The organism is Aeromonas sp. R5-3 (assembly GCF_040908225.1).
Lineage (GTDB): Bacteria > Pseudomonadota > Gammaproteobacteria > Enterobacterales > Aeromonadaceae > Aeromonas > Aeromonas dhakensis.
This window is the reverse complement of sequence record NZ_JBFODH010000021.1, coordinates 196371-218818: the sequence shown is the minus strand read 5'-3', so window position 1 is coordinate 218818 and position 22448 is coordinate 196371. Positions and strand designations below refer to the sequence as shown.

The 22448-nt window shown below is 63.8% G+C and carries 19 protein-coding genes; 10 read left to right on the top strand and 9 right to left on the bottom strand.

Annotation, left to right across the window (positions count from 1 at the left end; all coding sequences use genetic code 11):
• The first annotated feature begins 103 nt into the window (after positions 1 to 103).
• Positions 104 to 1642 carry a sensor domain-containing diguanylate cyclase gene (locus tag AB5Y95_RS12885; RefSeq protein ID WP_042006915.1) on the top strand — a complete coding sequence of 513 codons (1539 nt, stop codon included), beginning with the start codon at positions 104 to 106 and terminating at the stop codon, positions 1640 to 1642.
• On the opposite strand, the gene xerD is transcribed toward AB5Y95_RS12885, so the two are convergent.
• The gene (gene xerD, locus AB5Y95_RS12880; protein WP_139725018.1) at positions 1639 to 2538 is read right to left on the bottom strand and encodes a site-specific tyrosine recombinase XerD; all 900 of its coding nucleotides are present in this window, start codon (positions 2536 to 2538) and stop codon (positions 1639 to 1641) included. The two genes, AB5Y95_RS12885 and xerD, sit on opposite strands and share 4 nt — an antisense overlap.
• A 183-nt stretch (positions 2539 to 2721) precedes the next feature.
• On the opposite strand from xerD, the gene fldB reads away from it, so the two are divergent.
• The 4 genes from fldB to AB5Y95_RS12860 all read left to right on the top strand — a co-directional run bounded on the left by fldB (position 2722) and on the right by AB5Y95_RS12860 (position 6847).
• Entirely contained in the window at positions 2722 to 3240 is a 519-nt protein-coding gene (gene fldB / locus AB5Y95_RS12875) for a flavodoxin FldB (RefSeq protein ID WP_017783708.1), read from the top strand.
• A gap of 298 nt (positions 3241 to 3538) precedes the next feature.
• Positions 3539 to 4939: a TldD/PmbA family protein gene (locus AB5Y95_RS12870; protein ID WP_368161272.1), complete on the top strand. Its 1401-nt coding sequence runs from the start codon at positions 3539 to 3541 to the stop codon at positions 4937 to 4939.
• Positions 4939 to 6279: a TldD/PmbA family protein gene (locus AB5Y95_RS12865; protein ID WP_368161270.1), complete on the top strand. Its 1341-nt coding sequence runs from the start codon at positions 4939 to 4941 to the stop codon at positions 6277 to 6279. Before AB5Y95_RS12870 ends, AB5Y95_RS12865 begins: the two co-directional genes overlap by 1 nt.
• Before the next feature lie 175 nt (positions 6280 to 6454).
• On the top strand, positions 6455 to 6847 hold the full coding sequence (locus AB5Y95_RS12860) for a VOC family protein (RefSeq protein ID WP_211052672.1): 393 nt from the start codon (positions 6455 to 6457) through the stop codon (positions 6845 to 6847).
• A gap of 75 nt (positions 6848 to 6922) precedes the next feature.
• Here the strand turns inward: AB5Y95_RS12860 and AB5Y95_RS12855 are convergent, their stop codons facing one another.
• The 5 genes from AB5Y95_RS12855 to AB5Y95_RS12835 form a co-directional block, all read right to left on the bottom strand.
• A complete protein-coding gene (locus AB5Y95_RS12855) occupies positions 6923 to 7849 on the bottom strand; it encodes a L,D-transpeptidase family protein (RefSeq protein ID WP_005298188.1) in 927 nt (308 codons plus the stop codon).
• Between the two features lie 275 nt (positions 7850 to 8124).
• Positions 8125 to 9408, bottom strand: coding sequence for a glycosyltransferase (locus AB5Y95_RS12850; protein WP_368161268.1), 1284 nt, complete (start codon positions 9406 to 9408; stop codon positions 8125 to 8127).
• Positions 9408 to 10283, bottom strand: a complete 876-nt coding sequence (locus tag AB5Y95_RS12845; protein WP_267999827.1) for a TauD/TfdA family dioxygenase — start codon at positions 10281 to 10283, stop codon at positions 9408 to 9410. Before AB5Y95_RS12845 ends, AB5Y95_RS12850 begins: the two co-directional genes overlap by 1 nt.
• Positions 10284 to 10293: 10 nt before the next feature.
• On the bottom strand, positions 10294 to 11268 hold the full coding sequence (locus tag AB5Y95_RS12840; RefSeq protein WP_017788430.1) for an L-tyrosine/L-tryptophan isonitrile synthase family protein: 975 nt from the start codon (positions 11266 to 11268) through the stop codon (positions 10294 to 10296).
• Positions 11269 to 11793: 525 nt separating this feature from the next.
• Complete coding sequence (locus AB5Y95_RS12835) at positions 11794 to 12642, bottom strand: patatin family protein (RefSeq protein WP_024941211.1); 849 nt, start codon at positions 12640 to 12642, stop codon at positions 11794 to 11796.
• A gap of 140 nt (positions 12643 to 12782) precedes the next feature.
• Between AB5Y95_RS12835 and AB5Y95_RS12830 the strand changes: the two genes are divergently transcribed.
• The 3 genes from AB5Y95_RS12830 (at position 12783) to fumC (ending at position 16660) form a co-directional block, all read left to right on the top strand.
• Complete coding sequence (locus AB5Y95_RS12830; protein ID WP_279451467.1) at positions 12783 to 14147, top strand: endonuclease/exonuclease/phosphatase family protein; 1365 nt, start codon at positions 12783 to 12785, stop codon at positions 14145 to 14147.
• A 316-nt stretch (positions 14148 to 14463) separates the two neighbouring features.
• Positions 14464 to 15192 (top strand): dipeptidase PepE, encoded by a 729-nt coding sequence (pepE, locus tag AB5Y95_RS12825; protein ID WP_368161264.1) that lies wholly within the window; start codon positions 14464 to 14466, stop codon positions 15190 to 15192.
• 73 nt (positions 15193 to 15265) lie between these two features.
• Positions 15266 to 16660, top strand: a complete 1395-nt coding sequence (gene fumC, locus AB5Y95_RS12820) for a class II fumarate hydratase (protein WP_368161262.1) — start codon at positions 15266 to 15268, stop codon at positions 16658 to 16660.
• A 68-nt stretch (positions 16661 to 16728) separates the two neighbouring features.
• Here fumC and AB5Y95_RS12815 read toward each other — a convergent pair whose 3' ends face one another.
• Positions 16729 to 17103: a DUF1090 domain-containing protein gene (locus AB5Y95_RS12815; protein ID WP_010633120.1), complete on the bottom strand. Its 375-nt coding sequence runs from the start codon at positions 17101 to 17103 to the stop codon at positions 16729 to 16731.
• A gap of 177 nt (positions 17104 to 17280) precedes the next feature.
• Between AB5Y95_RS12815 and AB5Y95_RS12810 the strand changes: the two genes are divergently transcribed.
• Both AB5Y95_RS12810 and AB5Y95_RS12805 read left to right on the top strand, forming a co-directional pair.
• Positions 17281 to 17634 carry a DsrE/DsrF/TusD sulfur relay family protein gene (locus AB5Y95_RS12810; RefSeq protein ID WP_005298170.1) on the top strand — a complete coding sequence of 118 codons (354 nt, stop codon included), beginning with the start codon at positions 17281 to 17283 and terminating at the stop codon, positions 17632 to 17634.
• Positions 17635 to 17768: 134 nt separating this feature from the next.
• Positions 17769 to 18851, top strand: a complete 1083-nt coding sequence (locus AB5Y95_RS12805) for a protoglobin domain-containing protein (protein WP_005298168.1) — start codon at positions 17769 to 17771, stop codon at positions 18849 to 18851.
• On the opposite strand, the gene AB5Y95_RS12800 is transcribed toward AB5Y95_RS12805, so the two are convergent.
• Together AB5Y95_RS12800 and pnp are read right to left on the bottom strand one after the other, a co-directional pair.
• Entirely contained in the window at positions 18845 to 20062 is a 1218-nt protein-coding gene (locus AB5Y95_RS12800; protein ID WP_368161259.1) for an MFS transporter, read from the bottom strand. The two genes, AB5Y95_RS12805 and AB5Y95_RS12800, sit on opposite strands and share 7 nt — an antisense overlap.
• Positions 20063 to 20191: 129 nt before the next feature.
• Positions 20192 to 22330, bottom strand: a complete 2139-nt coding sequence (pnp, locus tag AB5Y95_RS12795) for a polyribonucleotide nucleotidyltransferase (protein ID WP_005298164.1) — start codon at positions 22328 to 22330, stop codon at positions 20192 to 20194.
• Between the last annotated feature and the right edge of the window lie 118 nt (positions 22331 to 22448).

Below are 22448 nucleotides of genomic sequence, written 5' to 3'. Positions count from 1 at the left end.
ACGGAACACTTTACACTTGGCATCACCCAGACCCTGATCTGCATCCGCCCCCATCCCACGCACATCATGCTTGAATGAATGTAAACCTACAGGAATCATCGCCATGACATCCCCGACAGTGAAGACCAGAGCGAAACATGGTTTCATTCTGCGCTATTTGCTGTTGCTCTCCCTGCCCCTGCTATTGATGACAGCCAGCAACCTCTATCTGTTTTTCATCAAACAACAGAACGTAGTACGCGAGCGCATGGAATTTTTCAGCAGCAGTACGGCCCAGCAATGGGACAACGCGCTGAGCTCGGTTGAAGAGCAACTCAATATTCTGGCGGTGGATCTCGCCAACCATGACGGCGTGCTCCCGCCGGAAATGCGGGCGCGGCACTACTCGGTGTGGCAGCAGCTCAGCCGCTCGGGCAGCCTGCTGAAGGGGCTCTACTATGTGCAGCGGGACAATACTCTGGTCAACTTCAACCACCAGCTCCCCCCTTCCCCCCAGGCAATGGCCAAACAGGCATGGTATCTGGATGCCATCCATACGCCGGGGATCAATATCTGGAGTGCCCCCTATCTCGACACCGTCCAGCACATTCCGGTGGTGACCCTGTCGCGGGCGGTCTTGAACCACAGCGGCAAGATAGTGGCCGTGATTGGTCTGGACGTCGAGCTGTCGCGAGTCTCGGACAGGATCGGGCGCATGCTGCAGGGCGGCAAGCAGATGACCTACCAGCTCTACGATCGCAGGTATCAGCGCATCGTGGCGCACAGCAACCCGCTGCTGAACGCCACCCCGCTCGACGAGCCCTGGTTATCCAGGCTTCAGGGGAAAAATGGCGCGATCCAGAGCCAGGATGACGAACTCATCGCCTACTACACCCTGGCCAACAACCCCGGCTGGCAGGTCATCATCATCTACCCCTTCAGCAACTCTTTCGTCATCAGGGAGCTGCTGCCCAACATGATGATGGGGCTGTTGCTGTCGCTGGTCATGTTCATCCTGGTGGCCGTCATCTTCCATCAGCGGCTGGAGAACACCATCGGCATGCTGGTGCAGGTGGTGCGCCAGCTGCGGGTCACCCCGCCGGGACAGCCCCTCATCATCCCCCGCATTCCGGGCATCGAGGAGCTGGAGGACGAGATCACCCTGATTTCGGACCAGATGCAGGCGGAGAGCGAGAAGGCCCAGCGCGATGCCCTGACCGGGCTCTACAACCGCCGCTACATGGACACCCTGCTGAGCGAGCTGCACCAGCAACATACCCCCTATGTGCTGGCCATCATCGACATCGACAACTTCAAGCAGATCAACGACCGTCATGGCCACCCCGCCGGCGACAGCGTGCTCAGACGCACCGCCTCCCTGGGCAGCCAGTTGCTGGAGGGCAAGGCCACCCTCTGCCGCTTTGGCGGCGAGGAGCTGGTCGCCATCTTCGAGCAGGGGCGGCTTAAGGAGGCACAGCAGCAGATGGAGCAGTGGCGCCGTGCCATGGCTACGCAGAACTGGCGCGAACCGGGCTTGACCGTCACCTTCAGCGGCGGGCTGGCCGAGGCGCTGGATGCCCCGCCCGCCGAGGTGCTGGCCCGGGCAGATGCCGCCCTCTATCGCGCCAAGCAGGAGGGGAAAGATCGCCTCTGTCTGGCCTAGGCGCGCGGGTGGTGCTGGCCGTGCAGCGCCTTGAGCCGCTCGTTGGCCACGTGGGTGTAGATCTGGGTGGTGGAGAGATCCGCGTGGCCCAGCAGCATCTGCACCACCCGCAAGTCGGCGCCGTGGTTGAGCAGGTGGGTGGCGAAGGCGTGGCGCAGGGTGTGGGGAGATAGCTCCCCGCAGATGCCGGCCCGCAGGGCATAGAGCTTGATGCGGTGCCAGAAGGTCTGGCGGGTCATCATCTGGGCCCGCTTGGAGGGGAACACCACGTCCGAGCTGGTGCCCCCCAGCAGCAGGCCGCGCCCCTCCCGGTAATAACGCTCCAGCCAGTGCACCGCCTCCTCGCCCATGGGAACCAGCCGCTCCTTGTTGCCCTTGCCCACCACCCGCACCAGCCCCTGGCGCAGGCTGACATGCTCGGCGGTGAGTCCCACCAGCTCGGAGACCCGCAGTCCGGTGGCGTAGAGCAGCTCGAGCATCGCCTTGTCGCGCAGCTCCAGCGGGTCGTCCACCAGCGGCGCTTGCAGCAGCGCCTCCACCTCGGCTTCGCTGAGATCCGATGGCAGCTTCTTGGGCAGTTTGGGCCCCTCCAGCAGCACGGTGGGATCGTCGCTGCGCAGCTTCTCGCGGTTGAGATACTGGTAGAAACGGCGCAGGGCCGACAGGAAACGGGCCGTGCTGCTGGCCGCGAACTGGTGGTCCACCCGCCAGGCGAGGTAGTGCTGGATGTCGTCCAGCCCCGCCAGCAGCAGGGAGCCCCCCTGCTCATCGAGCCAGAGGGAGAATTTTTCCAGATCGGTGCGATAGGAGCTGACCGTGTTGTCGGACAGCCCCCGCTCCAGCCAGAGGGCGTCGAGAAACGGCTCGATCAGGGGATGGGATTCAGCTTTGCTCATGGTACGCCGCGCTCAGGGAAACAGGCCCCCATTGTAACGTGTCGACCCACCCGGCCCGCAAGGCAGGCTTGTCCATGGCCCGGCAAGAAGTGAAGCGCGCCGGGCAATCTGCTAGACTGGCGCCCACCCCGGGCGCCGCTGTGCCGGTCACGCCCCTTGCCTACTGCGATCAAGAGAAGAGCGATGAAGATTGGTTTGTTTTACGGCTCTACCACCTGCTACACCGAGATGGCCGCCGAGAAGATCCGCACCCTCATTGGCCCGGAGCTGGTCGATCTCCACAACATCAAGGACGTGCCCCTCATCCGCATGCAGGAGTACGACATCCTGATCCTGGGCATCTCCACCTGGGACTTCGGCGAACTGCAGGAGGACTGGGAATCCCGCTGGGAAGACATTGCCGACCTGCATCTGGAGGGGCGCATCATCGCCCTGTTTGGCCTCGGCGATCAGCTGGGTTATGGCGAATGGTTCCAGGATGCCCTCGGCATGCTCCATGACCAGCTGGTGCCCAAGGGGGTCAAGCTGGTGGGCTACTGGCCCAACGAGGGGTACGAGTTCGATGCCTCCAAGGCGCTCATCGATGATGGTCGTCACTTCGTCGGCCTGGCCCTCGACGACGCCAATCAATACGACCAGACCGAATCGCGCATCGAACAGTGGGTCGACCAAATCCTGGGGGAAATTCACGAGCTGCTGTGACGCCGGGTTTTCTGACTGCAGTGGCGATGGCCCCCTGCCATCGCCCGCTTCCCGCACGGCATGTCGAAAAAGACCTTGTGACAGGCCCCTTGAACAGACGTCAGCTGCGACGCTTCCCCGCCTGCCGCCCCAGGTTTCGGACCACCGGGCGCATAAATCGCACCGATTTTCTCAATCGGTATCATCGCATGACGCTATAGCGACTTTTTTATGCTGGTCTGCAACAATGGAAGCGACACCCCATAACAATCACAGCCGGGTGTCGGAAGCAAACGGACAGACCAGAAAAGGACATTCTATGACCCCATTCTCCCTGTTGGCCCCCGCCATCGCCCGCGACGTGCTCGATCACGCGCTGGCGCTGGGTGCCGACTTCGCCGAGCTGTTTGTGGAGCGCAAGCGCCGCAGCCAGCTCAGCCTGCTCTCCAGCCAGATAGAAAATATCAGCGGTGGCCTCGATTTCGGCATCGGTGTACGCCTGTGCTACGGCCACAAGGTGCTCTACGGCTACACCAACCTGGCCGATCGCAACGAGCTCTTGCGCATCGTCACCCTGCTGGCGGCCAAGGACCGGCGTGACCCCGTGGTCACCGCCACCGCCTTCGATTTCACCCGCCTGCACGATCGCAACCCGATCGCCCTGCCCCTGTCGGCCGACAAGCTGCTGGAGCAGAAGATCGCCTACCTGCACGCCATGGATGCCGCGGCCCGCGCCGAGAGCGACAAGGTGAGCCAGTTTGCCGGCAACGTGCTGGGCTGGGAGCAGGAGGTGGAGATCTTCAACAGCGAAGGGGTGCAGGTGAGCGATCGCCGCCACTACAACCGCATCATGGCCCAGACCATCGCCGCCCTTGGCAGCGAGCAGAGCGTCGGTTACGAAGCCCCCGGCGCCATGATGGGCTGGGAGCACGCCGCCAGTATCGATCCCCGCGAGCTGGCCCTCACCGCCACCCGCCAGGCGCTGGTGAAGCTGGGGGCGGCCCCCTGCCCGAGCGGCAAGCTGCCGGTCATCATGGAGAGCGGCTTTGGCGGCGTCATCTTCCACGAGGCGTGCGGCCACCTGCTGGAGACCACCTCGGTGGCCAAGAAGGCCTCGGTGTTCCATGACAAGATGGGCCAGCTCATCGCCAATCCGGCGGTCAGCGCGGTGGATGAAGGCTTGCAGGGCAACGCCTGGGGCTCCATCAACGTCGATGACGAGGGAATGGCGACCCAGCACACCCAGCTCATCAAGGATGGCGTGCTCACCGGCTTCCTGGTGGACCGGATGGGGGCCCTTCGCACCGGCTACGCCCGTACCGGTTCCGGGCGGCGCGAATCCTACAAGTTCGCACCGGCCTCGCGCATGCGCAACACCTATATCGAGCCGGGCAATCACAGCCTGGACGACATGCTGGCGACGGTGGAGCACGGCATCTATGCCAAGCGGATGGGGGGCGGCTCGGTGCAACCCGGCACCGGCGAATTCAACTTCAACGTGCAGGAGGCCTACCTCATCGAACACGGCAAGATCACCCGGCCCCTCAAGTCGGCCACCCTGATCGGCACAGGCCCGCAGGTGCTCAAGGAGATCTCCATGGTGGGGCGCGATCTCGCCCTCTCCGCCGGCATGTGCGGCTCGGTCTCCGGCTCCATTCCTGCCTCGGTCGGCCAGCCGCCGCTCAAGGTTGACAATATTCTGGTGGGGGGGAACGCCTGATGAGCCAACTCGACATGAACCAACTGCTGACCCGCCTGCTGGACCAGGTCGCCGACCTCGGTGCCGAGGCGGACGTCATCGCCAACCAGGACAAGGCCTTCTCCCTCAAGGCCGACAAGGGCGAGCTCAGCGAATACAAGGTGACCAGCAGCCAGCAGATCGGCATTCGGCTGATAAAAGAGGGTCGGGTCGGCATCGCCTATTCGGAGTCTCTCGACGAGTCGGCGCTGGCCGCCATGGTGCAGGATGCGCTGGATGCCAGCCGCTTCGCCAAGGTGGACCCGGATCAGACCATCGCCGTGCAGCAGAGCCGGCTCACCACCGACTGCGCCGAGATCAATCAGCCCGACACCACCCCAGTGGAGGAGAAGATTGCCCTGGCCCTGCGCCTCGAATCGGACATGCTGGCGCTGCCGGACGTGACCGGCGCCCCCTACAACAGCTTCTTCGAGGGGGAGAGCCGGCTGTGGCTTGCCAACAGCCAGGGCAGCCTCTGCCAGCATCAGGCGTTCAGCGTCGGCTGCTACAGCTCCGCCCTTATCGAGCGCGACGGCCGTCAGTCCATGTTCTCCCAGGGGCAGTATGAGCGCCGCTTCGATGCGCTGGACAGCCAGACCCTCATCCAACAGATCCACGCCGTGGCCGACGGCCTGCTGGCGGGAGATGCGGTGCCGAGCGGTCACTACAGCGCCATCTTCGACACCAATGCCCTGGCCAGCCTGTTCGGCTGCTTCCAGGCCGCACTGTCGGGCAAATGGGCCCAGCAGGGGATCAACCCCTGGCGGGGCAAGCTGGGCCAGTCGGTGGCTTCCCGCTGGCTCACCCTGGAGAGCCGGGCCTATATGCCGGGCGGCATGCACATCAAGGCCTTCGATGGCGAGGGTGCCCCCACCCGGGATCTGCTGCTGATCGGCGAGGGGGAGCTCAAGACCCTGCTGCACAACAGCGCCACCGCCCGCCACTTCGGTGTGGCCAGCAACGGCTCGGCGGCCCGCAGTGCCCGCAGTGCGCTGGATGTCAGCCCGCGCCACCTGGTGTTCGGGCTCGGCCCCCACAGCGAGGCCGAGGCGCAAGCCGGCGAGTATCTGGAGCTGGTCAAGCTGGACGGCCTGCACTCCGGCGCCGATGCGGTGAGCGGCGACTTCTCGTTCGGCGCCTCCGGCTTCCTGTGCCGGGACGGCGTGCGGGTGGCACCGGTACGCGGCATCACGGTGGCGAGCAACTTCTACCGCCTGCTGAGTGAGCTGGAAGCGGTCGGCAACCTGCTGCACCACGACGATGGCAAGAGCTTCTATGCCCCGCTCATCCGCTTTGGCGGGCTGAGCATCGCGGGCAAGTAACTGTATATCGAGGGAAAAAACCTCCAGTTCCTCACCCAAAAGCGGCGCCATCAGGCGCCGCTTTTTTAGCTCTGGCGCTCCTCATGGGCCGCTCCTAACCTCTAGGAAGCTGTCTACGACCTGCCGCGAGAGGCCGTCAGCAAGGAACAGAGCCGCCGGTCGCATCGGCCGGCACATGCAGGAGATCACCAAGATGGACAATACCCTGGTCTGGGCCGACATTCCGACACGGGATCTGGATCGCGCCATGGCCTTCTACTCGGCCCTGCTCGACGTGCCGGTCACGCCGATACAGGAGGAGATCCGCTTCGCCATGCTGCGCCACGACGGCAACAACGCGGCGGCCTGTCTCGGCCCCATGGACAAGTACCACCAGCCGGGGCACTCGGGCCCCCTCATCTACCTCGCCCTGGGCGATCGCCTGCAGGAGGCCGAACAGCTGGTGCCCAAGATCGGAGGACGGGTGCTGGAGCCCCTGCACAGCATCGGCAGCGGCCATGGCTCCCGGGTCATCATCGAAGATACCGAGGGCAACTGGCTGGCCCTTTATGCGCCCCCCGCCAGCTGATGACCGGTGGCAGTGCCAGAAACAACAACGGCGACCTGATGGTCGCCGTTGTGCATGAGCCAGTCTTCCGGGTCATCAGACCTGCGGGTTGAGACGGGTCGGCATGCCGGTACGCTGTTCCAGCACCTGCTTGACCACGTTGGAGTCGCTCTCCGCGTGGGCGATGAAACGGGTGGTGGCCGGGGTCATGGGCAGCGGCACGGAGGCGGTGGAGTTGAACTCCGCCTCGGTGCGCGACAGCGGCTCGTGTACTTCCATGTAGCGGCTGCCATCCGGCTCGACCGTGGTCTTGACCGGCTGGTTGACGAACTGGACGCGAGTACCGACCGGCACGTGGTCGAACAGGTACTTGATGTCGTCGGCACGCAGGCGCACACAGCCGCTGCTCACCCGCAGGCCGATGCCGAAGGTGGCGTTGGTGCCGTGGATGGCGTACAGGTTGCCGATGTAGAGCGCATGCAGGCCCATGGGGTTGTCCGGGCCGGCCGGCCAGACCGCAGGCAGGGTCTTGCCCTGGGCGGCATAGCGGCGACGGATGTTCTCGGTCGGGGTCCAGGTCGGGTTGGCACGCTTGCGCTCAACCTTGGTGATCCAGTTCTCCGGGGTGTTGACCCCCAGCTGGCCGATGCCGATGGGCAGTACCTGCACCACGTTCTTGCCTTTCGGGTAGTAGTAGAGACGCATCTCGGCCACGTTGATGACGATCCCTTCGCGGGGAGCGTTGGGCAGGATCAGCTGATGGGGAATGATCAGCTTGCTGCCAGCCTTGGGCAGGTAGGGGTCGACGCCCGGGTTGGCTTCCATGATGTTGGTCAGACCCAGCTGGAAGTCAGAGGCGATCTGCTCCAGCGGACGGTTGTCCGCGGGCACCACGTATTCCTGGTTCTCGCCGATCAGGCGGCTGTTGGCGGCGGGCAGCTGGTATTCAACGGCGGCAGCCTGCTGGCCGGCCAGTGCCAGCGTACATAAAAGAGCCGAAGCGGCAATGCGAAGGGGATTCATAAAATTCCTGTGTGGTTTCCTGTACCAAATGGGCCGGAGGCCGTGTCATCCTCGGTTGCGCCGGGGCGCGAAGGTGGCGTCCGCGGTCGATTACCGAGCGCGCATTCTTTCCTGAGTCGGCCAAAATTTCAACGTCGAAAACGCTCTTTTTGCATGAAAAAGCGCATCCGGCGCCACTGGCGCAGCCTGCTGTCATGATGGCCACGCTAGCAACCACAAACTGAGCAGAAGCTGAACAAAAAGGGAGGCCGTCTGGCCTCCCCTTCATCACGGTATCACTGTCGTCCGCCGAGCAGATCCGCCACGCTCGCGGCGATGGCGGCGCGGCCATCGAGCGCCGCCATCTCCTCGGCCAGCAGCCGCGCCCTGGCGCGGTAGCGCGGCTCACTCACCACCTTGCGCACCGCCGTGGCCACCATGGCCGCCGTCGGCTCGTTGCAGTGCAGATTGATGCCGGCCCCGCTCCAGGCCACCCGGGTCGCCACCTCCGCCTTGTCCTCTCCGGTGCCCGCCACCACCAGCGGCACCCCGTGGGCCAGCGCGGACTGCACCGAGCCGTAGCCGCCGTTGGTCACCAGGGCGGCGGCGCGGGGCAGCGCCAGCTCGAACGGCACGTGGTCGGTGACGATGGTATTGGCCGGAACGGCATCGCCCAGCAGCGCCGGATCCCGCCCGCCGGTGGTCAGCAGCAGTTGCAGCTCGTCGCCGGCCAGCCCCTGCATGGCCGGCAGCAGCAACTGCCCCAGATCCACGTTGGCCAGGGTGCCCTGGCTGACGATGACCAGCGGTCGCTCATCGAGCCTCTCCCACCAGGGCGGCGGCGTCAGCTCAAGCCGGGGTGGCAGCAGCGGGCCGACATAACGGATCACCCCCTCGAGTTCTGGCCGCTCGTATTCAAAGCCGGCACAGGAGAGCTGCAAAAAGGCATCGGGGGCCGTCACCATCACGTCGGTGAAGGGGGCCGTCAGCGGCGGCACACCCGCCTCGGCCAGGGCGGCATCGAAGTGCTGTTGCACCTCCCTTTGTAGTTGCCGGGTCGGCTCATCGAGCCAGGGCAGCTCGCCAAGGGAGCGGCGCAGCTCGGGGGGAATGCGTGGGCCGTAGAAGATGGCGTCCGGACTCGAGTAAGAGACAGGGTTCACCCCCAGCATCAGGATCGGCACCGGCCGGCCATGGGGCTGCTGCAACAAGGGCAACACACCGTAGAAGCCGTTCTCCACCAGCAGCAGATCCACCCTCTCCGCCGCGATCAGCGCCCGCAGCTGCCTGTCGTGCTGCGCCATGGGGGCGGCGAAGAAGCGTTTGAGCGCCAGCGCCATCTGGGCGGTGCCGCTCAGGCTGGCCCGCTCGGGAAAGTGCCGCTCCAGCGCCCGGTAGTCAAAGTCCACCTCGGGGGCGAAGGGCACGAACTCGGCACCGGTTGCGCGGATGCGCTGCTCGAACAGGGCGCCGCACAGCATCAGCACTCTATGCCCCTGCGCCACCAGCAGACGGGCCGCCGCCAGCATGGGATTGACGTGGCCCGGGGTGGCGGTGGCCGCCAGCAAAATGGTCGCCATCACGCCGCCCCTTGCGGCGCCAGCGCCGGGTTGAGGCAGACCGGGCTGGCCTGGATGTGGACCCGCTGGATGTGGCGCGCGGAGCGGGCGGTGAACCCCTCGCGGCCGTGCAGCAGGCCGAGGTTGTCGGCGATCACCACGTCTCCCCCTTGCCACTGGTGGGCATAGAAGTAGCGCGGGTCATAGAGCCGCTCGTGCAGATCCTGCAGGAAGGCGGCCTGCTCGGCCGGTGCCACCCCTTCAATCTCGAGGGCATGCTGGTTGAGAAAACGCACTCCCTCGCGCGGCGGCTCGTTGTAGCGCAGCACCGTCTCGCCGCTCACCGGGTGGGGCACCAGCAGTGGCGAGCGCACCTGGCCGCCGTAGTGCACCACCTGCTTGATGCGATAGGTGATGTGCACCCGCTCCCAGCGGGCCAGCCGCTCACCGTCCAGCTCGGTGAGCAGCTGGCGGGTATTGATGAAAGTGGTGCGCCCCCCTTCGTCCGCCGCCGGGGCGTGCACGCAGTGAAACAGCTGGAACTCGGGCAGGGTCGGCTTGTACATGCCGTCCCAGTGCAGCGGCACATAGCTGGAGTCGAAGATGTGGTCGGTGGCGTTCTCGTGCTCCTTCACGTCCAGCACGGCGCCGAAGGGCCACATCATGATCTCGCCCCACTCCTCGCCGTAACGGGTCAGCCGCTCGGCATCGGTGAAGCCCGACTCGAACCCGCGCAGGATCAGCACGCCGTGACGGCGGGCCAGCTCGCGCAGCGCCTCGATAGCCAGGCTCTGCACCGGCTGGGCGTTGCGGGCCGGCTCAATCAGCAGGCCGAACGGGGCCTGCGGCAGAATGCGGCAGCGCTCGCCGCCGAGGGTAACGATGGATGCAGTCATGGGAAACTCCTCAGGCGGCGGCCTGCTTGCCGTTGATCAGGTAGTGGCTCGGACGGCCGTGGATGTGGACCAGCTCATGCTCCATCGCCAGCACGTCGCGCCGCTTCATCAGCACGAACTGGCCATCCAGGTTGGCCGCCACCCCGTGCCAGGGGGTGAGCCAGTCATCCCGGGTCGGCAGCATGTGGATGCCCATCTTCAGGCTGTGGCTCGCCTGGGGGTGGATGGAGAGGCGGATCGCCTCGGGGAAGCGCTCCGCCAACAGGTTGCCCCAGGCACGGCTGCGCTGGATCACCGCATGGGTGCGCCCCTTGGCATCCCGCTGCAGCGCCGTGTTGGAGAGCGGGGTGTCCGGCAGCTGGCTGTCTTCATAGAGGAAGCGGGTCATGGCGCGATAGAGGCGAATGCCCTCCTCGGTGCTTCTCACCTCCTGGGCAATCAGCTCCAGCGGCTCGGCGTAGCGCTCCACCAACTGTTCGCGCAGGGTGTCGAAGTCGCGGCTGGCGCAAAACTCGGCCATGCCCGCCACCATCCCCAGGTGGAAGACCCCGAGATGGGTCGCCCCCAGCTCCAGGATCAGTTGCTCGATATGGGCCTGATAGGCATCGATGGCCGGATCGGGCACCCGGATGAGGTCACCGAACACGTGGCCGTCCGAGCAGATGAGGATCCGCATGCCGGGCGCATAGTGCAGCTGGATGCGCTGGCAGAGGTGGTTGAGAAAACTGAGGGAGAGCCGCTCCGCCATGTCCGGCAGAGAGCCCAGCACCTTGTTAGGATTGGGCGACTTGGTGGGAAAGGCGGGCAACACGCAGAGGATGGTCTCGCCCCGCTCGATGAAGTCTTGCAGACGGGGGATCTGGATGGCGGCCACCTCTGCCTCCTCCTGCTGCCGATCCAGGATGGGATCGGGGAAGCGGCGGCGATAGGGCAACAGCTCTGCAAATATATTCTGGGCAATTTGATGGGAAGATAAACCACTCATTATTCCGGCTCCTTTGGCAGGATTAAAATCAATAAAGATGACTCTTTATCAATGCGTCCAGTCTCTGTTGTTATTATTTGCGTATCCGTTTGCTACCCAAACGAATCGAGAGGGGACAGTAGCCGAGATAAAGTCAGGCTATCAATTCGCCATTGATGTAAACAGCTTCAACCCTGCGCTAATAATCTTTACCGCATAAGCAATTAACATTTATCTATATGAATAAAAACAAAATAATGAATATTTAATCGATTACCAAAAGCCCTTTTCCCAAAAAGTTCCCTAGCCATTATTTTATTTGGTCACAAGTTGACTCAGCCATTATTTAGCAGAGCTTAATAGTGATAGCGGCTCAACGGAATAATAGTGACCATTTCGCCGAAAATATCGCAAGCAATTATTTATTCACATAATAAGCCGATGCGCCATGGCCGGATTCCGGGATGGCACAGACACAAAAAACCGGGTGGCCCCGGTGCTTTGCATCTCGTCCCAGCGACGCTGCCTATGGTCGACCGAATCTCCTCAGGCCGGCACCGGCTCCGCCGCCAGATAGTCGAGAGCTGCCTGCCAGCCCATCCGGTAACCCTGCTCCAGCCTCGCCCGGTCGGTGGTCATGCGGCCGACCCGAAAGTTTGCCGGCGGTACTATGACCCGGATGCGGCAATCGGCCGGCGGCTGGCGGATAAAGTCGATGGCATCGTTGTAGCTTTGATGGCGCGACAGGCTGGCGCGAGCCAGCGCCGGCGTCTCGCGCAGCAGGTAGCGATGCAGGGCAGGCAGGCGCGGCGCCCGCTTGCGATAGCCCAGCGGGCGGGAGAGCACCACAGTGATGTCGCGCGCCCCCTGCTCATAGGCGTGGCGCACCGGGATGGAGTCCGCCACCCCGCCGTCCGTCATGGCCTCCCCGTCGATGCGCACGAAGTCCCGGTAGACCAGCGGTACCGAGCAGGAGGCCTTGATCTGCTGCTCCAGCTCGGCGGCATTGGCCTTAAGGTAGGCCGCCTGGCCGTCCGCTACCCGGGTGGTCACCACGGTCAGCGGCACCGGGTTGGCGGCAAAGCGCGCCAGATCGAGCCGGCACTCGCGAATGGTGATCGCCCACAACCAGTCGAGATCGAGCCAGTGGCCGCCACGCACGAACTTGGCCAGGTTGATGAACTCGGGACGGCAGGAGTAGTCGGTGATGACGTTGTGGTTGCGCCCCTGCTGGCCGGCCAGAAAGGCCGCCAGATTGACCGCCCCGGCCGATACCCCGATGCAGTGATCAAACGCCGTGCGGCCCTTGGCCAGAAACGCATCCAGCACCCCGGCGGCAAAAATGCCGCGCATGGCGCCCCCCTCGACCACCAGGGCCGTTTGTCGCCGACTCATCTTGCCTCCCCGTTTTGCTCTGTGAATGGTCTCACACTTTGGCCCATTCAGAGCCCGGCTGCCTGCCGGGATCCCTATAATGGGCCCGCCTTCGCTCCCCATGAGCTAGGTATAACTTATTGATGCTACGGAATATTACAATGAAAAATATCAGCAAGTCCCTGCTCGCGGCTGCCATTTCCCTCGGATTGATGGCAGGCTGTAACAGCCAGAATGACTCCGAGACCCCGACGCCCATGGTTCGCTTCGCTACTTTCAACCTCTCCTTCGATCGCACCGCCGCCGGCATGCTCGCCGGTGAACTGGCCCTGAGCCGCACCGAGCAGGATGCCCTGCTGGCCCGTCTCGCCGACGGCACCTTGAGCGGCGCCGAGAAGACCAAGGCCCTCGACGTGCAGCAGATCCGCAACATCGCCGAGATAGTGCAGCGCACCCGACCCGACGTCTTCCTGCTCAACGAATTCGACAATGACGGCAAGGGCAGCGACACCACGGACCTCAAAGCCTTCAACGACAACTACCTGGCCCACGCCCAGCACGACGAGGTGAAGGCCATCAGCTACCCGGTGCTGCAGAACTTCGCCACCAACACCGGCCTGATGAGCGGCCATGACCTCAACCTGGACGGCAAGGTCAACAACGGGCCGGATGACGCCTGGGGCTTTGGCAACTACCACGGCCAATACGCCTTCGCCGTGATGTCCCAGTACCCCATCGATACCAAGCAGATCCGCACCTTCCAGAAATTCAAGTGGAAGGACATGCCGGGCGAAACGAACCCCGTCATCGACGACTGCAACAATGCCAAGGCGCCGATCCCGGCCGGCCGCCAGTGCGGTGATGCCTGGTATGACGATGCCGCCTGGCAGGCCTTCCCGCTCTCGTCCAAGAACCATGCCGACGTGCCGGTGCGCATCAAGCGTGGCAACAAGGAGGAGGTGATCCACTTCCTCATCTCCCACCCGACCCCGCCCATCTTCGGCAACGCGGCGCGCCACAACGTCAAGCACAACCGGGCCGAAGTCGCCTTCTGGCAGGACTACGTGGAGACCGCCAGCTACATGGTGGATGACGCCGGCAAGGCCGGTGGCCTGCCCGCGGGTGCCAAGTTCGTCATCGCCGGCGATCTCAACGCCGATCCCCAGATTGGCGATGGCGATCTCACCGCCATTCAGGATCTGCACAACCATGTGCTGGTCAATCAGGCCGTCACCAACGGCGCCCTGATCCCGGTCAGCCAGGGCGGCCCCGAGTGCCTCGCCAGCCAGCCGGATCAGTGCAAGCGCAACAACAACCGCCCCACCCCGGAGCGCATCACCAGCAGCAGCGGCCTGCAGCTCGACCACGTGCTACCCTCCGCCAACCTGAACGCGGTCGCCTCCGGCGTGTTCTGGCCGGCCAGCTTCGAACCTGGCTACCACCTGGTGTATGACGCCAAGCTGGGCATCGCCAAGGGAGTCAGCTCGGATCACCGCCTGGTGTGGGTCGACTTCAAACTCGACTGATCACGCCAGACAGACCAAGGGGGCCTGCGGGCCCCCTTGTGCTTTTGTGGCCGCCGACGAAATTCAAAGAGGCCACTGACCCCGGATATCCTCTGCTCTGCAGCCTCATCGCGCCCATATGCCACCCGCTCGGCACCATGGCGCCTGTCGCAGGACCACCAGTGCCGGGCCTCTCTTTGGTCAAAAAACGGTCTCATCAGGGTACATGGCGAGTCGATCACAGAACCCGACGCCGGATCGGGCTAGAATGGGGGCTTCCGTCAGCCGGCCTGGGCCGGTGACCTCTTCGCGCTTTCACTTATCGAGGACACGCTTCATGGAACTGCTTCTTCTCAGCAACGGCAAAGCCATCGAATGCCCGGGCCTGCTCGGCTGGGCCCGGGATCGGGTGCAGACCCTGCTCGCCCGCAAACAGGTCAAGCGCATCCTGCTGATCCCTTACGCGGTGATCCGCAGCGACTGGGATGCCCGTGCCCTGGAGCTCAGCGAGAGCCTGGGAGTGGAGGCCATCAGCATCCACCAGTTCGACGATCCGGTGGACGCCATCCAGCAGGCGGAGGCCATCTTCATCAGCGGCGGCAACACCTGGCGCCTCAACCAGCTGCTGCACGAAAACGGCCTGGTGGTGCCCATCCAGCGCGCCGTGCGCGAGCGGGGCGTGCCCTATGTGGGCTGGAGCGCCGGTTGCAACGTGGCGACCCCGAGCATTCGCACCACCAATGACATGCCGGTCTGCAGCGCCGCCGTACTGCCGGCATTGGGGCTGTTCCCGCTGCAGATCAACCCCCACTACCTGGACGCCAGCATCAGCGGCCACATGGGGGAGACCCGCGACGAGCGCCTGGCCGAGTTCTGCGCCATCAACCCGAGCGAACACGTGGTCGCCCTGCGCGAGGCGAGCCTGCTGCAGGTAAGTGGTGAGCAGATCGAGTACTGGAGCGCCCGCGGCGAAGGCTTCAAGATCTTCAAGCACGCCGAGACCACCCAGGAGTTCAGCACGGCGGCGCCGCTGGCCGAGCTGACGCCGTTTCGCCCCCGCGGCTGATTGGCACTGACCGGCGGATAATTCGACAGGGGCGCAGGATGTCGCCCCTTTTTCGCAATGAAGGGAGAACGAGATGAAGAGCAGGAGTGAACACGACAGCTTCGGCGAGATAGCCGTACCGGCCGACCGGCTGTGGGGAGCCCAGACCCAGCGCTCCCTGCAGCACTTCGATATCTCCGGCGAGCGCCAGCCGATGGCGCTGATCCACGCCCTGGCCCGCATCAAGTCGGCCTGTGCCCGGGTCAATCACGCCAAGGGGCTGCTGCCCGCCCGCACGGCGCAGGCCATCATGAGCGCCGCCGACGAGATCCTGTGCGGCCAGCATGATGAGGAGTTCCCGCTGCGGGTATGGCAGACCGGCTCCGGCACCCAGACCAACATGAACCTCAACGAGGTGCTGGCCAACCGGGCCAGCGAGCTGCTTGGCGGCCCCCGCGGCGAGGGGCGGCTGGTGCACCCCAACGACGAGGTGAACAAGAGCCAGTCCAGCAACGACGTCTTCCCGAGCGCCATGAACCTGGCCGCCGTCACGGCCATCACCCGGCAACTGCTGCCCGCCCTGGCCACCCTGAGCGCTACCCTGGCCGGCAAGGCGGCTGCCTTCGACGACATCGTCAAGATAGGCCGCACCCATCTGCAGGATGCCACCCCGCTCACCCTGGGGCAGGAGTTCTCTGGCTGGGTGGCCCAGCTTGAGCAGGGGGAGCGCCATATCCGCGCCGCCCTGCCCCATCTGTGCGAGCTGGCGCTGGGGGGCACCGCCGTCGGCACCGGCCTCAACACCCCGCCCGGCTTTGCCGGTGCGGTGGCCGCTACCCTGGCCGAGCAGACCGGCCTGCCGCTGGTAAGCGCCCCCAACAAGTTCGAGGCGCTGGCCGCCAGCGACGCCCTGGTCCATGGCCACGGCGCCCTCAAGACGCTGGCAGCCTCCCTCATGAAGATCGCCAACGACGTGCGCTGGCTGGCGAGCGGCCCCCGCAGCGGGCTCGGCGAGCTGCTCATCCCGGAGAACGAGCCCGGCTCCTCCATCATGCCCGGCAAGGTTAACCCGACCCAGTGCGAGGCCCTCACCATGCTGTGCGCCCAGGTGATGGGCAACGACGTCGCCATCAACATCGGCGGCGCCAGCGGCAACTTCGAGCTCAACGTGTTCAGGCCGATGATCGCCCACAACTTCCTGCAAAGCGTGCGGCTGCTGGCGGACGGCATGCAGAGCTTCCACGATCACTGCGCGGTCGGCATCAGTCCGAACCAGCCCCGCATCGACGAGTTGCTGGCCCGCTCCCTGATGCTGGTAACGGCGCTCAACCCTCATATCGGCTATGACAAGGCGGCAGAGATCGCCAAGCGGGCCCACCATGAGGGGCTCAGCCTGCGGGAGGCGGCCATCGCCTCCGGTCACCTGACGGCGCAGCAGTTCGATGCCTGGGTGGTGCCGGCCGACATGGTGGGCCGGCGCGGCAGTTGAAGCACCCTGGCGGAAGACACGAGATAAAAAAGAAGCCGGGCGGCGCCGGCTTCTTTTTTATCGACAAATCAGGATTTGATCAGCTTGCTGAGCGCGTCCAGCTCGCGCTGGGCGGCCAGCAATTTGGTCTGGGCCTCTTCCAGCTTGGCCTGCTTCTTGGCGATCTTGTCGGGCTTGCCCGTCACCCGGGCGTTCTGCAGCTCGACTAACCGCTCGTTGACCTGCTCCTTGAGCTCGGCCACCCGCTGCTGCTGCTCCTTGAACAGGCCCGCATCGGTGCAATGGGTCTCGATATTGCGCAGGGCCCGCTCCAGCCCGGCCACCTGGTCCCCGTTGTCGTGCGCCTTGGCAATGGCCAGCTGCTCCTTGACGGCCTGCTGGCGCGCCTTGCAACCTACAGCCTCACTGCCATAGGCCTGACCGGCCAACAGCAGCATGCTCATTCCGATAACCTTCCACATAACGACCTCGTTCCCCTGTCATGTTTGATGGCCGCCTATCAGACCGTACTCGGCCGGCCGGGTCAAGGCGCGGGCAAACCGCTACGACAGAGTTTGTGCGACGTCACGCCAACGGTGGGCTGCTGGGTCTACAATGGCGACTTTCATGAGGAGTCTGTTATGAATCAAGAGATTGTCATCATCGCCAACGGCGCCCCCTATGGCAGCGAATCCCTGTTCAATGCCCTGCGCCTGGCCATCGCCCTGGGCGAACAGGGCGGTACCAGCCTGAAACTGTTTCTGATGTCCGATGCGGTCAGCGCCGCCCTGGCGGGCCAGGCCCCGGCCGAGGGCTACAACCTGCGCCAGATGCTGGAGATCCTGCTGGCCCAGGGGGTCACCATCCGCCTTTGCAAGACTTGTACCGATGCCCGCGGCATCACGGCACTGCCGCTCATCGAGGGGATCGAGATCGGCACCCTGCCGCTGCTGGCCCAGTGGACCCTGGCCGCCCACAAGGTACTCACCTTCTAGCACAAGGCAAAAATGGGCGCAGAGTTGATCTGTCACAACACTGCGCCATTTGAAAACCTGCTTCCGGCTGTTAATGTCTACACTGTCAATTACATAAGAATGTGTGCGCCTTTATTTTTGCTCGGGAAACTGTCATGAACCCAACCGAACAGACGCTGCTGGAGCAGATGCGGATCACAGAGTTCGAAATCGCCCATCGCAAGGAGCTGCTGCTGCTGGACGAGCAGGATTTCCTCCTACTCGCCAGCTATCGTCCCAAGATCGAGCCCCACATCGACGCCCTGGTCGACAAGTTCTACACCCTGCAGACCGGGATCACCGAGATTGCCCTGCTGATCGGCGACGCCGACACCCTGACCCGACTGCGGGCGGCCCAGCGCCGCTACATTCTCGACCTGTTCAGCGGCCTGTATGACCTGGAGTACGTCAACAACCGGCTGCGGATCGGGCTGGTGCACAAGCGGATCGGGGTGGAACCCAAGCTCTACCTGGCCGCCATCAATACCCTGAAAGGGCTGCTCATCGAGGATATCTTCACCCAGATCCCCAGCGAACAGGAGCGGGTCACCATGCTCACCGCCCTCGACAAGCTGTTCCTGTTCGACATCACCCTGGTGTTTGAGACCTATATCCGCAGCCTGGTGTCGGAAATAGAGTCCTCCAAGGAGAAATCCGAGCTTTACGCCAAGGCGCTGGAGGAGAAGGTACGCGAACGCACCCAGCAGTTGGAGGAGATGAGCCGGACCGATGCCCTCACCGGCCTGCTCAGCGTGCGCCATCTGCAGGAGAACCTCACCCGCACCCTGCGCACCTGCCAGCGTCGCTCCGAGCCTGTGGTCATCGCCTACCTCGACATCAATGACTTCAAGCAGATCAACGACACCCAGGGCCATCAGCGCGGGGACGAGATCCTGCGCATCGTCGGCGACTGCATTCGCCAGGTGTCGCGGGTGGAAGATTGCTGCTTCCGCTACGGTGGGGACGAATTCTGCCTGATCCTGCCCAACTGCAACGAGGATCAGGCCAGGGACGTCTTCCTGCCCCGTCTCAACAAGACACTGGCCGAACGGACCGGTGACGTGACCCTCAGCATAGGGCTGGTGCAGACCGGGCCGGTGCAGTTCGACGAGGGCAACAGCCTGATCCGGCTGGCGGACGAGCGCATGTATGCCGCCAAGAAGGCGATGAAACAGGTCGCCCAGAAAGGTACTCACTGACCCGGGTTGGCCCGGGCCAGCTCGGGCCGCGGCATGCGGGCGCCCCACTCATAGAGCAGGAAGGTCAGCAGGCAGAGCAACGCCATCAACGCATAGAGCAGTTGCCCGTTCCACTGGGCAAGGATCCAGCCTCCCAGCAGGGCGCCGATGGCGCCACCCAGCCCGGCCAGCGCGCCGGCCCCGAAGTAGCTCCCCTTCAGATGCGGGGGCGACATCTGATCGATCAGCACGTTGAGCAGCGGGAACAGTATGGTCTCCCCCACGCTCAACATCAGCACGGCGCCGATCCAGTGCGACCACTGCTGCGGATCCCCCAGCGCAAACAGCACCTGAGCCCCCAGAAACAGGGTGATGCCGACCTGCAGGCGCACCTTGCCCGGCCAGCGGGCCAGCAGATGCAGCAGGGGAAACTGCAACAGCACCACGGTCAGGGCATTGGTGGCTACCAGGATGGCGATGAGGCTTGCCACCTCCGGGGTCCCGGCCCGGGTCAGGTACTGCACCAGCGGTGAGTGGAACTGGGAATAGACCAGGTTCATCAGCAGGTTGGCCAGCACCAGCAGCAAGAAGCCCCGATCCCGCCACAGCACCTTGATGGCCACCCGCAAGCCCAGCTCGTTGCCACGGGTCACCGCAACCCTGCTTTGCGCAAATCCCCAGAGGAAGGCAGCCCCCAGCAGCAGATAGCTGCTGCTGAGCAGCAGGAAGGTCTGCTGCTGGGCATTGATGCCCAGGGTCACCCCCAGCAAGGGGCCGAGGGCCGCCCCCAGGTTGAGCAGAAAGTAACGCAGGTGCAGCGCCAGCTCGCGGGCCTTGGCCGAAGCCAGGCTGTCGGCCATCAACGCCTTGCCGGGCGCATCGATGAGACCGGAGGAGAGGCCGCTGCCGAGCACCCCGAGCCCGAGCCAGAACACAGAGTGGGAAAAGCCGAGCAGACCGTAGCAGAGCACCGAGACCAGGCAGCCCGCCAGCAGGATGTTGCGCCGCCCCAGCTTGTCGGAGAGCCAGCCACCATAGAAGCTGACCAAGGTGGAGATAGCTGCGGTCGCCCCCAGCATGGCGCCGATGGCGGTCGCCGAAAGACCATACTCCCGATAGAGCAAGATGGAGAGAAACGGCCAGACCATGTAATAGCTGGTGCGCACCATGAAGGTGCCCAGGATCACGGTCCAGACCAGGGGAGGAAACTGCCTGAGGAGGGCCCACGACATCACACTGCTCCTTGTTGCCCGTCGTGCGAGAAGCCTTTCGTTATAACAAGGGGCCTCAAGAGAGACAACATCAGGCAGTAAATATAAAAAAAGCCGACCCTGAGGTCGGCTTTTTCAGCAAGCAGCGGCTTATTCGGCAGCCGGCTCTTCGACGGCAACGGCAGCCGGAGCGGCGGCAGCTTCGGTCGGGGCGTTCGCTTCCTTGATGGAGAGACGTACGCGGCCCTGACGGTCCACTTCCAGTACCTTCACCTTCACCACGTCACCGATCTTCAGGTAGTCGGCCACGTTCTGTACGCGTGCATCGGTGATCTGGGAGATGTGTACCAGACCGTCCTTGCCCGGCAGGATGTTGACGAAAGCGCCGAAGTCGGCCAGACGAACAACCTTGCCTTCGTAGATGCGGTTCACTTCGATCTCGGCGGTGATGGCCTCGATACGGCGGATCGCTTCCTTGGCGGCGTCACCGTCAACGGCGGCGATGCGGACGGTACCGTCATCATCCAGCTCGATGTTGGTGCCGGTCTCTTCGGTCAGGGCGCGGATCACGGAACCACCCTTGCCGATGACGTCCTTGATCTTCTCCGGGTTGATCTTGATGGTGTGGATGCGCGGGGCGAAATCGGAGATCTCGGCACGCGGCGCCTGGATGGCTTCGTCCATCACTTTCAGGATGTGCAGGCGAGCACCACGAGCTTGCTTCAGGGCAATCTCCATGATCTCTTTGGTGATGCCTTCGATCTTGATGTCCATCTGCAGGGCGGTCACACCTTCGGTGGTACCGGCAACCTTGAAGTCCATGTCGCCCAGGTGATCTTCGTCACCCAGGATGTCGGACAGCACGACGAAACCTTCTTCTTCCTTCACCAGACCCATGGCGATACCGGCAACGGAGGCCTTGATCGGCACACCGGCGTCCATCAGCGCCAGAGAGGAACCACAGACGGAGGCCATGGAGGAGGAGCCGTTGGATTCGGTGATTTCAGAGACCACGCGCACCACGTACGGGAACTCGTCGGCGCTCGGCATCACGGCAGCAACGCCGCGCTTGGCCAGACGGCCGTGACCGATTTCGCGGCGCTTCGGGCTACCCATCATGCCGGTCTCACCAACGCAGTATGGCGGGAAGTTGTAGTGCAGCATGAAGCGATCGGCGCGGTTGCCGGTCAGCTCGTCGATGTTCTGGGCGTCACGCTCGGTACCCAGGGTCGCAACGACCATGGCCTGGGTTTCACCACGGGTGAACAGGGCGGAGCCATGGGCACGCGGCAGTACGCCAGTGGCGACGGACAGGGCGCGGATCATCTCAGGATCGCGACCATCGATACGCGGCTCGCCACGAACGACGCGACCACGGACGATGCGGCTTTCCAGGCTGTGGAACTCTTCGCCGATCTTCTTGGCATCTTCTTCCACACCGGAAGCGATCACCTGCTCAACCACGCGAGCCTTGATGGCACCGATGGTTTCGTAACGCACGGCCTTCTCGGTGATGCGGTAGGCTTCACCCAGCTCAGCTGTCGCCAGCTCGGCAACCTTGGCTTTCAGCGCTTCGTTGACGGCAGGCGCAGTCCAGTTCCACGGCTTGGTGCCGACGTCGGCAGCGAATTCGTTGATGGCGTTGATGACGGCCTGCATCTGCTCGTGACCAAAGACCACGGCGCCCAGCATCACCTCTTCGGAGAGGATGGCCGCTTCGGATTCCACCATCAGCACGGCGTTAGCGGTACCGGCAACCACCAGATCCAGATCGCTCTGGGGCAGTTCGGTGGTAGTCGGGTTCAGCACGTACTGACCGTTCATGTAACCCACGCGGGCTGCACCGATCGGGCCGCCGAACGGGATGCCGGAGATGGCCAGCGCCGCGGAGGCACCGATCATGGCAACGATGTCGGGAGAGACGGCCGGGTTCACGGACATGACGGTGGCAACCACCTGAACCTCATTGAGGAAGCCTTCCGGGAACAGCGGACGAATAGGACGGTCGATCAGACGGGAGATCAGGGTCTCGCCTTCGCTCGGGCGACCTTCACGACGGAAGAAACCACCCGGGATACGACCAGCAGCATAGGTACGCTCCTGGTAGTTGACGGTCAGCGGGAAGAAATCACGGCCGTGATCGGCCTCTTTCTTGCCGACGACTGTCACAAATACGCAGGTATCGTCCATGCTGACCATGACGGCCGCAGTGGCTTGACGGGCCATCACACCGGTTTCCAGAGTGACGGTGTGTTGACCGTACTGGAATGACTTTACAATAGGATTCACGTGAATTTCCTTTTTACAATTTGGCGCTTTAAATTCGCGTGCAAGTATACTTGATTCGATGCAAAAGGTAAGCAGTGACACAAATTCTGTGAGGGCGGCAACAGCCTGACGCGCAATA